The following is a 12,481-nucleotide window of genomic DNA, read 5'->3' as shown; positions in this document are numbered from 1 at the left end:
GATCTGCCGCACTCCTCGGGACCCTTCAGTGCCCGACGACGGGCCGGGTGGTGTACGGGTGCTCCAGCTCCTCGGTCTCCTTGTCGCTGAGCTGGAGTTCGACGGCGGCCACCGTCCTCGAGGTGCTGCGGCCTGGACGCGCCGATGATCGGTGCGGCCACCGTGTCCTGCCGCAGGAGCCAGGCGAGGGCCACCTGGGCGCGCGGCACACCCCGGTCGTCCGCGATCCGGGTGACCGCCCCGGAAAACGGGTTGTCGTCGCGGGGGCCGTACCCGCAGGATCTGGCCATGCCGACGACCGCTGTCCTCCTGCCGCCGACCACCGCCGACGTCCGCCCGGTGTGCCGTCGACAGCAGCCCGGCCGAGAGCGGGGACCCAGGTTCACGGGCTCGTGACCGGCGCCCTGGTCGCGGGTCTGCTCGCGGGGTACGGCATCGCCGTTCCCGTGGGCGCGGTCGCGACCTGTCTGGTCTCCCTCACCGCCCGTACGTCCCTGCGCACCGGGGTCTGTGCCGCGCTCGGCATCGCCACCGCCGACGGGCTGTACGCCCTGGCGGCCACCCTCGGGGGCGCGACCCTGGCGGGCGTGCTGCGGCCGGTGCTCGGGCCGTTGCGGTGGACCTCCGCCCTGGTGCTGCTCGCGCTGGCGGTGGGGGGCACGGTCACGGCCGTACGCCGGTACCGCGGCCACCGGCTCACCCTCCGCACCGAGCCGCCGCCCCCGAGCCCCGCACGGGCGTACCTGGCCCTGCTCGGGATCACCCTGCTCAACCCGACCACCGTGATCTACTTCGCGGCCCTGGTGCTCGGCAGCCGTGCCGAGGTGGCCGTACGGCCCCTGGAACAGGGGGTGTTCGTGCTGGCGGCCTGCGCCGCGTCCGCGAGCTGGCAGGTGCTGCTCGCCGGGGGCGGCGCGCTGCTGGGCCGGGCTCTGACGGGGCACCGGGGCCGGCTGGTGACGGCACTGCTGTCGAGCGGCGTGATCACGGTCCTGGCGGTGCGCATGGTGGCTCCGTCGTGAGGAGCCCGGCGGTCACGGGGTGAAGGCGCGGGCCACCGCGAGGCTGTCCTCGTAGACGTGATGACGGACGATCAGTCCGTCCTCGACGGTGAGGTGCAGGGCGAACCGGGCGCGATAGGGCCGGCCGGTGGCGGCGGCGGTCTGCCGGATCTCGCCGAGCACCACGGCGTCGGCGCCGTCCACCAGGATCCGCTCGATCCGGGTCGCGTCCTGGCCGGCGACGTGGTGGGCGGCCAGGTCCCGGAAGTGGGCGGCGGCGTCGGCGCGGGTGGCGCGGTGCCGGATCCAGGGGGTGGCGGCGCGGCCGTGCTCGTCCTCGGGCCAGTTGAGCCGCCAGTCGGTCCGCTCGGCGTACAGCTCGGCGATCCGCTCGGGGTCGCCCGCGCCGATCCGCGCGAGCAGTTCCCCGACGACGGCGCGGGTGGTCGGGTCGGTGGTCGTGGTCACGGGGCGGCCCTCTCGTCGGACGGACGGCTGTGGTGCCGGTTCGCCCACGACTGTGCCGTACCTGGTCGGTGCGGGCGATTACCGGCGAGGTAATGGCCGGGCGGCGTCATGCGGAGCCGCTGGGGCAGACGACACGGATGATTTCCGCGCGTGCGGATGTTGGACTGCGTGCGAACGAGCAGTAGTCGATGACCGATGGGACGGATGCCATGCCTCTTGAGGGCGAGTACGAACCCAGCCCGACCACGTGGGTGCGCGAACAGGTGGAGCTGTACGAGAGCTCCGGCGGCACCGAGGGGACCACACTGCTGGACACGGGCCTGCCCGTCGTCCTGCTGACGACCCGGGGCGCGAAGAGCGGCAAGCTGCGCAAGACACCGCTGATGCGCGTCGAGCACGAGGGCCGGTACGCCGTCGTCGCGTCCCTGGGCGGTGCGCCCCAGCACCCGGTCTGGTACCACAACGTCAAGGCCGACCCGCGGGTGGAGCTCCAGGACGGTCCGCGCAAGTGGGATCTGACGGCCCGTGAGGTCACCGGCGCGGAGAAGGCCGAGTGGTGGGAGCGCGCGGTCGCCGCCTACCCGGCGTACGCCGACTACCAGGAGAAGACGGACCGGGACATACCGGTCTTCGTGCTGGATCCCGTCGAGTAGCGCCGGCCGCTTCGGAAAAAAGTTCCGCCCGGCGCACGCATGGACTCGCGTCCGCCGGGCATTCGATGGTCAGGCCCCGCCGCGCTCCCCCGTCGCGGCGGGGCTTTCCCGCGCCTCCTCGGCGGGACGGTCGGTCACGTCCAGGAAGATCTGGTCCGTCCCGGGGACGGTACTGGCGATCGACCGCTTGATGCGTACGGCGACCTCCTCGACCCGTTCGCTGTCCATGCCGGGTATCAGGTCGACGCGGGCGGCCACGAGGAGCGAGTCCAGGCCCATCTTCATCGTGAACAGCGCCTCCACGCTGTCGATCTCGGGCTGGGCGTCCAGCACCGCCCGGATCCTGCCGCTGGCCTCCGGCTCGGCGGCCTCCCCGATCAGCTGGTCCCGCGCGTCGCGTCCCAGCCGGAAGGCGACGTAGACGAGCAGCACCCCGATCGCCAGTGACGCGGACGCCTCCCACACGACCTGGCCGGTGACCATGTGCAGCGCCATGCCGGCCATCGCGAGGGTGACGCCGACCACCGCGGTGCCGTCCTCGGCGATGACGGTGCGCAGGGCGGGATCGCGCAGTCCGTCCACACCGCCACCCTGCCGGCGCACCTGGTACAGGGCGCGCAGCAGCGAGGCCCCCTCGGCGAGCAGGGCGACAGCCAGCACGACCAGGCCGGCCACGTACCCGCTGAGTTTCTCCTCGGCGCCGTTGCGCAGGGCCTCGACGCCCTGGAAGAAGGAGAAGCAGCCGCCCATCACGAAGATCCCGACGGCGGCGAGCAACGACCAGAAGAACCGTTCCTTGCCGTAGCCGAAGGGATGGCGCCGGTCGGCGGGTCGGCGGCTGCGGCGCAGCGCGGCGAGCAGGAACACCTCGTTGAGGCTGTCGGCCACGGAGTGCGCGGCCTCCGAGAGCAGTGCCGGGGAGGCGGCGAGGAGGCCGCCCACTGCCTTGGCCACCGCGATCACCAGGTTCGCGGCGAGCGCCACGAGCACGGTGACGCGGGTCTTGCGGTCTGCCTTCTGTCGTGCGGTTGTCTCTGTCACCTCCGCCGCTTGCCCGCGTCGTTTCGACTCACGCCGTGCCGTCGGCGGAAAACGGGGAACGCGTTCTCCGAGGCAGGCGCACCGCGGGCCACAGCGGCGGGCGTACCGCGGAGCACAGGCAGGGAGGAACGATGGGCACCGGCGAGGACGGCAACAGCGGGTACGGAAGGAAGGCGTTCAAACGGTCCCGGAGTCACTTCGCGGACCGGATCACCGCCGACGGCCGGGACGGCTGGCCGGTGGAGGCCGGCCGCTACCGGCTGGTCGCCAGCCGCGCCTGTCCGTGGGCGAGCCGGGCGCTGGTCTCCCGGCGGCTCCTCGGCCTGGAGGACGCCCTGTCCCTCGCCGTCGCCGACCCGATCCAGGACGACCGCAGCTGGCGGTTCACCCTGGACCCCGACGGCCGCGACCCGGTGCTCGGCATCCGCTACCTCGGCGAGGCCTACGACAAGCGGGAGAAGGACTACCCCGGCGGGGTGAGCGTGCCCGCGGTCGTGGACGTGCCGAGCGGGAGGCTGGTCACCAACGACTACCAGCGGATCACCCTGGACCTCGCCACCGAGTGGACGGCCCTGCACCGGGAAGGGGCACCCGACCTGTATCCGCGGGCGCTGCGCGACGAGATCGACTCGGTGATGGCGGAGGTCTACGAGGACGTCAACAACGGCGTGTACCGGGCGGGCTTCGCGACCGGCCAGGAGGAGTACGAAGCCGCCTGCGCGGGCGTCTTCCGGCGTCTGGAGCTGCTGACACCGCGTCTGGCCCGGCAGCGCTATCTCGTCGGCGACACGATCACCGAGGCGGACATCCGGCTTTTCACCACGCTGGTCCGTTTCGACGCCGTCTATCACGGTCACTTCAAGTGCAACCGCTGGAAGCTGACGGAGAACCCGGTGCTGTGGGCGTACGCGCGTGACCTCTACCAGACACCGGGCTTCGGCGACACGGTCGACTTCGATCACATCAAGCGGCACTACTACCAGGTGCACGCCGGTATCAACCCGACCGGCGTCGTGCCGCTCGGGCCGGACCTGGCGGGCTGGCTGACCCCCCATCACCGGGAGCAGCTGGGCGGCCGGCCGTTCGGCGACGGAACGCCGCCGGGTCCGGTGCCGCCCGCCGAGGCGGTCCCCGCACACCATCGACCCACCCGTTGACCAAGGAGATTCACGTGGGAAAGAAGAAGAAGCTGCCCATCGCCTACAAGCCCCTCGGCTTCGTGCTCGGCTGGACCAGCGGAACCCTGGCGGGCCTGGCCTTCCAGAAGACCTGGAAGGCGATCCGGCACGAGGACGACGCGCCCGACGCCCTCGACCGGGACCGCGGCTGGGGGGAGATCCTGCTGGCCGCCGCGGTCCAGGGCGCCATCTTCGCCGTGGTGCGCAGCGCGGTGGACCGTGCGGGCGCCACCGCGATCGAGCGTTCCACCGGTGTCTGGCCGGCCGGTGAGAAGGGCGGCCGGGACTGATCCAGGGGGTGCCGTCCGGTTTACCCCGCGTCCGGGATGATCCGGACGGCACCCCCTCGGTCCCCGGCCGGCCCGCTCGGACTGCGCTCAGTCCTGCTCGGCGGATCTCAGCCCTGCTTGGGCGCCGTCGACGGAACGAGGCGGATCGTGAAGGAGTGGCCGGCCGGGTCGGCGAACCCGCGCTCCTCGTACGGGCCGGTGGCGTCCTTGGTCTCCAGTGGACGCCCGCCGAGTCCGATGACCTTGCGTTCCGCCTCGTCCAGGTCCTCCACCAGGAAGTCCAGGTGGGCCTGGAGGGCGTTCTCGGGGCGGGGCCAGCTCGGGGGCGTCGCGTTCACGTCGCGGCGGAACGCCAGCCGGAACCCGTCGCCGCCCCTGATCTCCACCCGGTTGGCACTCTCGTGCACCTGCTCGGCCTCCAGCAGTTCCTTGTAGAACACCGCGAGCTTCTCGGGCTCGGCACAGTCGAGCACGATGACGCCCGCTTTCACCAAGGCCATGTCTCCTCCGAAGGGTCCGGGGCGCGAGGCGTCGTGCCCCGCCGCCCTCTTCCTTGCGGATATCCCGAGCCGCCGGATTCAGTCGGCGGCCCGTCACCTGGACAGGTGTCCATGTATCATGGACACCTGTCCAGGTTCTCTGCCGACGAGACCTGTTGAAGACTGCTGAAGACGAAGGAGCGCCCCGCGCGTGGAGACGGTCGCGAACGTGCTGGTCGGGCTGGTGGCCGCCCTGCACGTGTACATCCTGGTGCTGGAGATGTTCCTGTGGCGGAAGAAGCCGGGCCGGGGCCTGCACGGCTTCGACGACGAGACGGCCCGGACGACCGCGCCGATGGCCGCCAACCAGGGCCTCTACAACGGCTTCCTCGCGGCCGGTCTGGTCTGGGGCCTGATCGCCGCCGATCCGACCGGCTTCCGCGCCCAGGTGTTCTTCCTGTGCTGTGTCGTGGTCGCGGGCGTGTTCGGGGCCGTCACGGCGAACCGCCGCATCCTGTTCGCGCAGGCCCTGCCGGGTGCGCTCGCCCTGGGCGCCGTGCTGCTCGCGCGGTGAGCCGGGACGGGGCCGGGGACCCGCGGGCCGCCCGCACCCGGGAGCGGTTGCGCCGGGCCCTCCTCGACGAGTGCGCCGAACGGCCCCTGTCGGAGGTCGGCGTGGCCGCGCTGGTGCGGCGGGCCGGGGTCGGCCGGGCCACGTTCTACGTGCACTACGCCGACCTGGAGGAACTGGCGGTCGACGCCTGCGCGGACGTCGTCCGCGACGCCGTGGACGCGCTGCACGCCTGGCGCGGACGGCCCGACCCGGTGCACGCGCCGCCCGCGCTGGCGGAGTTCTTCGCCTCGCTCGCCCCGCACACCCCGCTGTACCGGGCACTGCTGGCCCCGGGCGGCGGCGGCCCGCTGGGGCGGGTGCTGCACCGGGACCTGCGGTCCTACAGCCTGCGCGAGCGCGAACTGGCCGGTGCGGCGGACGCGCCCCTGGTCGCCTCCGCCGTCGCCGCCACCTTCGCCGGGGTCCTGGCCGACTGGCTGCACGGGCTGCTCGACGCCGACGCGCGGCAGATCGCCGACCAGGTGTGGCAGTTGCTGGTCGCCCTGCACACCAGCAGGTGAGCGCCGCGTGCGGCTCCGGCCCTCCTGGGCCCCAGGCCGCTTCTCCACGCACTCCGGAGTGCGTGCGTACGCCGCCCAGGTGCTGCCGGTCAGCCGCAACCGCCAGTCGCCGCACCGGCGTCCGGTGTCGCAGGCGTCGACGCGCAGGCCGACGCCACCGCCGTACGGCGCGGTCGGCGCGGCGTCCAGGGCTCGGCCCGGACACGGTCCCCGTCGGCGCCTTCGGCGGAGTCGTGCGGAGGGCCACCGCAGTGCACGGCTGGAACCACGGGGACTTCACGAAAGCTGACGCGTCCGCCGGACGATCCCGGCCGCGCGCTCGACCGCCGGATCCGTCCGCCGCCGCATCCCGTCGGCGTCCCGGCCGCCAGTGGCGCAGCGCCGCGGACCTCGCCCGCACGCCCACCCTGGCGGTCCGCCGTCGTCCGTGGTCTTCCGACGCGGCGGCGGCACCGTACGGTCAGCGGACCGCCTCCTGGAACGTCCGCCGGTACGCCTGCGGCGACACCCCGATCGCGGCGTGCAGGTGCTGGCGCAGGGAGGCGCCGGTGGCGAAGCCGACCCGGCCGGCGATCTGGTCCACCGACAGGTCGCTGGCCTCCAGCAGATGCCGGGCCCGGGCGACCCGCTGCTGGATCAGCCAGCGGCCGGGGCTGAGGCCCACCTCGTCGTGGAAGCGGCGGGCGAAGGTGCGCAGGCTCATCCGGGCGTGCGCGGCGAGGTCGCCCAGGGTCAGCGGTTCGTGCAGGCGTTCCACGGCCCAGGCGCGGGTCGCGGCGGTGCTCGCGGCGCCCTGCTCGGGGACCGGCTGCTCGATGTACTGGGCCTGGCCGCCGTCCCGGAACGGCGGGACCACGCAGCGGCGGGCGACCGCGTTGGCGAGTTCGCTGCCGTGGTCCTTGCGGACCAGGTGCAGACAGACGTCGACACCGGAGGCGGCTCCGGCCGAGGTGAGGATGCGGCCGTCGTCGACGAACAGGACGTCCGGGTCCAGGTCGACGCCCGGATACCGCTGCCGGAACGCGTCGACCACCTGCCAGTGCGTGGTGGCCCGGCGGCCGTCGAGCAGGCCCGCGGCGGCGAGGACGAAGGCGGCCGTGCAGATCGAGACGATGCGGGCGTCGGGGCGGATGCTCGCCAGGGCGCCGGCGAGGTCGGCGGGCAGCTCGGCCGGGATGTGCGACGTCGCCATGGAGGCGACCACCACGGTGTCGGCGGTGGGCAGGATCTCGGGGCCGTGTTCGACGGCGACCGTGAAGTCGGCGGCGGTGCGCACCGGGCGCCCGTCGACCGTGCAGGTCAGCACCTCGTACCGCCCGTCGGCCGCGCCGAGGATCCGGCTGGGGATGCCCAGCTCGAAGGGATACACACCGTCCAGGGCCAGCACCACGACCCGCTCGACCCGCTCCTCGTCACCCATGGCACGATCCTATCGGATATTGGCAATCATGCCATTTCCCGGGCGGGCGGTTCCCGGCAGGCTGTTCCACCATGAGCACTGTGAACACGATGCGAGCCATCAGCCAGGACGTCCTCGGCGGTCCCGAGGTCCTTGAGGAAGTGCGGGTGGAGCGCCCCGAGCCGCGCCCCAACGAGGTGCTGGTCCGAGTCCGCGCCGCCGGGATCAACCCCACCGACTGGAAGCACCGGGAGACCGGCGGCTTCCTCGGCGGACCGCCGTTCGTGCTGGGGTGGGACGTCTCCGGCGTGGTCGAGGCCGTCGGCATCGGCGTCGCCACGTTCGTGCCGGGCGACGAGGTCTTCGGCATGCTGCCGTACCCGTTCGGCCACGGATCCCACGCCGAGTACGTCATCGCCCCGGTCCGCGCCCTCACCCGCAAGCCGTCCGCGATCGACCACACGCAGGCGGGCGCGCTGCCGCTGGTGTCCCTGACCGCCTGGCAGGCCCTGGTCGAGAACGCGGACCTCCAGCCGGGCCAGCGGGTGCTGATCCACGCGGCGGCCGGCGGGGTCGGGCATGTCGCCGTGCAGATCGCCAAGGCGCGGGGCGCGTATGTCATCGGCACCGCGAGCGCGGGCAAGCACGACTTCCTGCGCGAGCTCGGGGTGGACGAGGCGATCGACTACCGGGAGACGGACTTCGCCGAGGAGGTGAAGGACGTCGACGTCGTGCTGGACACACTCGGCGGCGAGACCTCCGTGCGGTCGCTGCGCGTGCTGCGGCCGGGCGGGGTCGTCGTGTCGATCCTGCCGGTCGGCTCGGGCGAGTTCCAGGAGGAGGCCGAGCGGCTCGGCGTACGGGCCCTTCGGATGCTCGTGGACGCCGACCGGGCCGGTATGCGGGCGATCGCGGACCTCGTCGAGCAGGGCAGGCTGCGCCCCACGATCGCGGGCGCCTTCCCGCTGGCCGATGCCGCCGAGGCGCACGCGCTGGGCGACACCGGCCGGACCACGGGGAAGCTGGTCCTCACGGTCGACTGACCCCCTCCCGGTCGGCCGATCCCTGGGTCAGAAGGTGAGCACGGGCTTGATCGCCTTGCCCGCGCCCATGTCCCGCACCGCCTGGTCGATGTCCGCGAACGGATAGGTGCTGATCAGGCGGTGCAGCGGAAGCCGCCCCTCCTTCACCATCCGGACCAGGGCGGGGATGAACGTCCGGGTCTCGGCGTCGCCGAGGGTGAGACCGACGACCTGCTTGCCGCCGAGCATCCCGTTGACGTCCAGAGCCACCTCGCTGCCGAACGGCGGCGCGCCGACGATGACCAGGGTGCCCCGGGCGGCGAGCGCGTCGACGCCCTGGCGCAGGACGGCCACGTTGCCCGTGGTCTCCACGACGCCGTCCGCGCCCTGACCGCCGGTGATCTCCGCGAGGGCCTCGCCGAGGTCCCGCTCGCCCGCGTTGACGGTATGGGTGGCGCCCAGCTCCGTGGCCAGCGACAGGCGCTCGCCGACCCGGTCGACGGCGACGATCGTGCCGGCCGGGCTGAGGGCGGCCGCCATCACGGCCGACAGGCCGACGGCTCCGGCGCCCAGGACGACGACCGTGCCGCCGGTGACCGGCTTCAGCACGTTCCAGACGGCACCGACCCCGGTCTGCACGCCGCAGCCCAGCGGGGCGATCGACTCCAGCGGTACCTCGGGGTCGACCTTCACGAGGCTGCGCTCGTCGACCAACGCCCGCTCGGCGAACGAGGACTGGCCGAAGAAGTGGCCGCCGAGCGGCTCGCCGTCACGGCTGATGGTGCTGGTGCCGTCGGCCCGCCGGCCGCCGATGAGGTTCAGCGGCAGCCAGGTGGCGCAGTACGCCGGGTGCCCGCCGCGGCAGTTGCGGCACTCGCCGCACGAGGTGAAGGACAGCACGACATGGTCGCCGGGGGCGACCCCGGTCACGGCGGACCCGACGGTCTCGACGACGCCCGCGCCCTCGTGCCCGAGAACTCCGGGGAGGGGGAACGGCAGTCCGCCGCTCGCCACGCCGAGGTCCGTGTGGCACAGGCCGGTGGCGACCATGCGGACGACCGCCTCGTGCGGGCCGGGCTCGTCGAGCTGGACGTCGCTGAGGGTGAAGGGCGCTCCGCCGGACTCGACGACGGCGGCGCGGGTGGTGAGGGACATCACGGGACTCCTTGGACTGCGCGCTCAGTCGAGCGAGACGACGACGGACTTGACCCTGGTGTAGGCGCCGAGCGCCTCGGGCCCGTACTCACGGCCGAAACCGGAGTCCTTGACCCCGCCGAACGGCACCGCGGGGTCGAGCATCGCCCAGTCGTTGACCCAGACGATGCCCGCCTGGAGCCGGTCGGCGACCCGGTGGGCACGGGCCAGGTTGGTGGTCTGGACGCCCGAAGCCAGGCCGTACGGCGTGGAGTTGGCGAGGGCGACGGCCTCGTCCTCGGAGTCGAAGGGCTGCACGGTGAGGACCGGGCCGAAGATCTCCTCCTGGACGACCCGGGAGTCGTTGGGCAGGTCGGCGATCACGGTGGGCTTGTAGTAGTAGCCGCCGTCCAGATCGAGCCGTTCACCGCCGCAGACGACACGGCCGCCCTCCTTGCGGGCCAGGGCGACGTACTCCTCGACCTTCCGCAGGTGCTTCTCCCCCGCCATCGGCCCGACGACCGTCCCGGCGTCGCGCGGGTCGCCGACCGGTACGCCGGGCACCGCGTCGGCCAGGATGCCGAGCAGGGTGCTGTACACCGAGCGCGCCACCAGCAGCCGGGGGCCGCCCATGCAGAACTGCCCGGTGTTGAAGACGAAGCCCTTGATGACCGCGCCGACCGCCTTCTCCAGGTCGGCGTCCTCGAAGACCACGTGGGCCGCGTTGCCGCCGAGCTCCATGGTGACGGGCTTGAGTGCCTCGCCGGCCACGCTCGCGGCGTGCCGGCCGACGGCGGTGGAGCCGGTGAAGGCGATCTTGTCGACGCCGCTGTGCCGCAGCAGCGCCTCCCCCGCCACCGGACCCGCGCCGGTGACGACGTTGACCACGCCGTCCGGGACGCCCGCTTTCTGGAACAGGCGGGCCATGTAGAGGGCGCTGAGCGGGGTCTCGTCGGCCGGCTTGTGCACGACCGTGTTGCCGGCCGCCAGCGCCGGGGCGATCTTGGAACCGGCCAGGATCAACGGGAAGTTGAAGGGCGTGATCGCGGCGACCACGCCGAGCGGCTCACGTCGGGTGTAGGCCAGGGCGTTCATGGGGGTGTCGCGGTGCGCGCCGTGCAGGGAGTGGGCGAGGGCCGCGAAGTGCTCGTAGTCGTTGGCCGCGTTCGTCACGTCCACCGCGTGGCACAGCGTGATCGGCTTGCCCACGTCGAGGCTCTCCAGGTGGGCGATCTCGTCCGCGTTCTCCCGGATCAGCTCGGCGACGCGGTGCAGCACGCGCCCCCGCTCGCGTCCGCTCAGGCCGGACCAGGCGCCACCGTCGAAGGCCTCGCGGGCCGCGCGCACGGCGGCGTCCACGTCGGCGGCGCCCGCCTCCGCGACGGTGGTGACGACCGCGCCCCGGGACGGGTCGACCACCTCGGTGCGCGCTCCGTCGGCGGCCTCGCGCCACTGTCCCCCGATGAACAGCTGTCCGGGTTCGATCTCGAAGGTGGTCATCGCCACTCCTCAGCTTCATTGCCAAGATTTCAACCAACAGGATTCCTGTTGGTTCGCAGTCTCTTTACAGACAGGTTTCCTGTCAATGCTCTAGTGTGAACCCATGCTCGACACTCCGGCGACCAAGGCGGCCCCGTCGCTCCTCTACATGGTGAAACAAGTGGAGCTCGTGGTGCGATCCCATCTGGACGAGCTGGTCAAGCCGTCGGGGATCACCGCACTGCAGTACACCGCGCTCACCGTCCTGGAGCGGCACGACGGCCTGTCGGCCGCACAGCTGGCCCGTGACTCGTTCGTCACCGCCCAGTCGATCGCGGACCTCGTCAGGTCGCTGGAGAACCGCGGGCTGGTGCGCCGGGAGCGCAACCCCCGCAACCGCCGCGAGCTGCTGATCCTGCTGACCGACACGGGCCGCGAGCTGCTGGCGCGGCACGCGGAGCCGGTGCGGGAACTGGAGGAGCGGATGGTGCGGGACCTCACGCCGCACCAGACCCAGCAGTTGCGCCAGGCACTCACCCAGGCCTGGCACGCCCTGTCGTAGGCCACGACGCCACGCACGGCTCGCACGACCCGACACGCGGCTCGCAATTCGAAGACATATGTCAATCGAACATGCTCAAATTCATTCCATCGAGGGTAACTTGCAGGGCGGGGAACGCATGCGCGCCCACGCGTGGCCCGGTGACCCGTCCGCGCACGCGGGCGTCGTCGCCCCGGCCCCGGTGACCTGCGGTTCCCGCAGTTCGACAAAAGCCGTTGGAGGCGAGGTCGTCGTGGAGCAGGAACCTGCGCCGCTCACCCGGCATCTGCGCGTCCGCCAGGAGCGGGGACACACGGTCCTGGAGTTCCACGGGGAGATCGACATCGCCGCGGCCGCGGAGATCATCCCGTACCTGGACCGGGCGACGGGGCAGCCCGACGCCCGGGTGGTGATCGACCTCAGCGGGGTGGAGTTCTTCGACTGCTCCGGACTGCGCCTGCTCTACCGGGCCCGCGGCCGGACGCTGGACCAGGGCGGGCGACTCCTCCTGGTGTGCACGCATCCGCTCACCCTGCGTGTGCTGCGGGTCACCGGACTGGCCCGGCTGCTGCCGCCGATGCCCACACTGAAGGCGGCGCTGGAGCAGCCCGAGTCGGCGTCCGGCCCGGTGTGACCGGGCCCGCGCGATGACCTCGGCCGAC

General features: G+C 72.7%; 15 protein-coding genes and 1 pseudogene. 9 read left to right on the top strand and 7 right to left on the bottom strand.

The annotated features are described in order from the left end of the window. Nucleotides 1-25: 25 nt before the first annotated feature. Nucleotides 26-242 (bottom strand): annotated as a pseudogene (locus QQS16_RS36760) (aldo/keto reductase); the annotation flags it as partial. 150 nt (nt 243-392) lie between these two features. Here QQS16_RS36760 and QQS16_RS36755 point away from each other — a divergent pair. Then, a complete protein-coding gene (locus QQS16_RS36755; RefSeq protein WP_286066869.1) occupies nt 393-1,022 on the top strand; it encodes a LysE family transporter in 630 nt (209 codons plus the stop codon). 12 nt (nt 1,023-1,034) lie between these two features. Here QQS16_RS36755 and QQS16_RS36750 read toward each other — a convergent pair whose 3' ends face one another. Then, nucleotides 1,035-1,469, bottom strand: coding sequence for a nuclear transport factor 2 family protein (locus QQS16_RS36750; protein WP_286066868.1), 435 nt, complete (start codon nt 1,467-1,469; stop codon nt 1,035-1,037). Nucleotides 1,470-1,678: 209 nt separating this feature from the next. Between QQS16_RS36750 and QQS16_RS36745 the strand changes: the two genes are divergently transcribed. Beyond that, nucleotides 1,679-2,122 carry a nitroreductase family deazaflavin-dependent oxidoreductase gene (locus QQS16_RS36745; protein ID WP_286068096.1) on the top strand — a complete coding sequence of 148 codons (444 nt, stop codon included), beginning with the start codon at nt 1,679-1,681 and terminating at the stop codon, nt 2,120-2,122. 69 nt (nt 2,123-2,191) lie between these two features. Here QQS16_RS36745 and QQS16_RS36740 read toward each other — a convergent pair whose 3' ends face one another. Further along, nucleotides 2,192-3,163, bottom strand: coding sequence for a cation diffusion facilitator family transporter (locus QQS16_RS36740; RefSeq protein WP_286066867.1), 972 nt, complete (start codon nt 3,161-3,163; stop codon nt 2,192-2,194). Nucleotides 3,164-3,294: 131 nt separating this feature from the next. Between QQS16_RS36740 and QQS16_RS36735 the strand changes: the two genes are divergently transcribed. Continuing rightward, nucleotides 3,295-4,320, top strand: a complete 1,026-nt coding sequence (locus QQS16_RS36735; RefSeq protein ID WP_286066866.1) for a glutathione S-transferase family protein — start codon at nt 3,295-3,297, stop codon at nt 4,318-4,320. A 14-nt stretch (nt 4,321-4,334) separates the two neighbouring features. After that, the gene (locus tag QQS16_RS36730) at nt 4,335-4,631 is read left to right on the top strand and encodes a DUF4235 domain-containing protein (RefSeq protein ID WP_286066865.1); all 297 of its coding nucleotides are present in this window, start codon (nt 4,335-4,337) and stop codon (nt 4,629-4,631) included. Between the two features lie 107 nt (nt 4,632-4,738). Here QQS16_RS36730 and QQS16_RS36725 read toward each other — a convergent pair whose 3' ends face one another. Continuing rightward, nucleotides 4,739-5,131, bottom strand: a complete 393-nt coding sequence (locus QQS16_RS36725) for a VOC family protein (protein WP_286066864.1) — start codon at nt 5,129-5,131, stop codon at nt 4,739-4,741. 190 nt (nt 5,132-5,321) lie between these two features. Here QQS16_RS36725 and QQS16_RS36720 point away from each other — a divergent pair, with 190 nt between their 5' ends. Further along, the gene (locus tag QQS16_RS36720; protein ID WP_286066863.1) at nt 5,322-5,684 is read left to right on the top strand and encodes a DUF1304 domain-containing protein; all 363 of its coding nucleotides are present in this window, start codon (nt 5,322-5,324) and stop codon (nt 5,682-5,684) included. Beyond that, nucleotides 5,681-6,244, top strand: coding sequence for a TetR/AcrR family transcriptional regulator (locus QQS16_RS36715; protein WP_286066862.1), 564 nt, complete (start codon nt 5,681-5,683; stop codon nt 6,242-6,244). Before QQS16_RS36720 ends, QQS16_RS36715 begins: the two co-directional genes overlap by 4 nt. Before the next feature lie 460 nt (nt 6,245-6,704). Here QQS16_RS36715 and QQS16_RS36710 read toward each other — a convergent pair whose 3' ends face one another. Continuing rightward, nucleotides 6,705-7,664: a GlxA family transcriptional regulator gene (locus tag QQS16_RS36710; protein ID WP_286066861.1), complete on the bottom strand. Its 960-nt coding sequence runs from the start codon at nt 7,662-7,664 to the stop codon at nt 6,705-6,707. A gap of 71 nt (nt 7,665-7,735) precedes the next feature. Between QQS16_RS36710 and QQS16_RS36705 the strand changes: the two genes are divergently transcribed. Further along, on the top strand, nt 7,736-8,686 hold the full coding sequence (locus tag QQS16_RS36705) for an NADP-dependent oxidoreductase (RefSeq protein ID WP_286066860.1): 951 nt from the start codon (nt 7,736-7,738) through the stop codon (nt 8,684-8,686). Nucleotides 8,687-8,713: 27 nt separating this feature from the next. On the opposite strand, the gene QQS16_RS36700 is transcribed toward QQS16_RS36705, so the two are convergent. Both QQS16_RS36700 and QQS16_RS36695 read right to left on the bottom strand, forming a co-directional pair. Then, nucleotides 8,714-9,820 (bottom strand): NAD(P)-dependent alcohol dehydrogenase, encoded by a 1,107-nt coding sequence (locus tag QQS16_RS36700; protein ID WP_286066859.1) that lies wholly within the window; start codon nt 9,818-9,820, stop codon nt 8,714-8,716. Between the two features lie 24 nt (nt 9,821-9,844). Continuing rightward, nucleotides 9,845-11,299 (bottom strand): aldehyde dehydrogenase family protein, encoded by a 1,455-nt coding sequence (locus QQS16_RS36695; protein WP_286066858.1) that lies wholly within the window; start codon nt 11,297-11,299, stop codon nt 9,845-9,847. Nucleotides 11,300-11,402: 103 nt separating this feature from the next. Here QQS16_RS36695 and QQS16_RS36690 point away from each other — a divergent pair, with 103 nt between their 5' ends. Both QQS16_RS36690 and QQS16_RS36685 read left to right on the top strand, forming a co-directional pair. Further along, on the top strand, nt 11,403-11,840 hold the full coding sequence (locus QQS16_RS36690; RefSeq protein WP_286066857.1) for a MarR family winged helix-turn-helix transcriptional regulator: 438 nt from the start codon (nt 11,403-11,405) through the stop codon (nt 11,838-11,840). Nucleotides 11,841-12,072: 232 nt separating this feature from the next. Continuing rightward, nucleotides 12,073-12,453: an anti-sigma factor antagonist gene (locus QQS16_RS36685; RefSeq protein WP_286068095.1), complete on the top strand. Its 381-nt coding sequence runs from the start codon at nt 12,073-12,075 to the stop codon at nt 12,451-12,453. The last annotated feature ends 28 nt before the right edge of the window (nt 12,454-12,481 follow it).

This window comes from Streptomyces sp. ALI-76-A (assembly GCF_030287445.1).
Taxonomy (GTDB): domain Bacteria; phylum Actinomycetota; class Actinomycetes; order Streptomycetales; family Streptomycetaceae; genus Streptomyces.
This window is presented reverse-complemented; position numbering and strand designations above follow the sequence as displayed.

Coding starts and splice junctions, on each gene's coding strand:
- QQS16_RS36695 (WP_286066858.1), bottom strand. CDS start 11,299: ATGACCACCTTCGAGATCGAACCCGGACAGCTGTTCATCGGGGGACAG.
- QQS16_RS36735 (WP_286066866.1), top strand. CDS start 3,295: ATGGGCACCGGCGAGGACGGCAACAGCGGGTACGGAAGGAAGGCGTTC.
- QQS16_RS36745 (WP_286068096.1), top strand. CDS start 1,679: ATGCCTCTTGAGGGCGAGTACGAACCCAGCCCGACCACGTGGGTGCGC.
- QQS16_RS36705 (WP_286066860.1), top strand. CDS start 7,736: ATGAGCACTGTGAACACGATGCGAGCCATCAGCCAGGACGTCCTCGGC.
- QQS16_RS36700 (WP_286066859.1), bottom strand. CDS start 9,820: ATGTCCCTCACCACCCGCGCCGCCGTCGTCGAGTCCGGCGGAGCGCCC.
- QQS16_RS36710 (WP_286066861.1), bottom strand. CDS start 7,664: ATGGGTGACGAGGAGCGGGTCGAGCGGGTCGTGGTGCTGGCCCTGGAC.
- QQS16_RS36725 (WP_286066864.1), bottom strand. CDS start 5,131: ATGGCCTTGGTGAAAGCGGGCGTCATCGTGCTCGACTGTGCCGAGCCC.
- QQS16_RS36690 (WP_286066857.1), top strand. CDS start 11,403: ATGCTCGACACTCCGGCGACCAAGGCGGCCCCGTCGCTCCTCTACATG.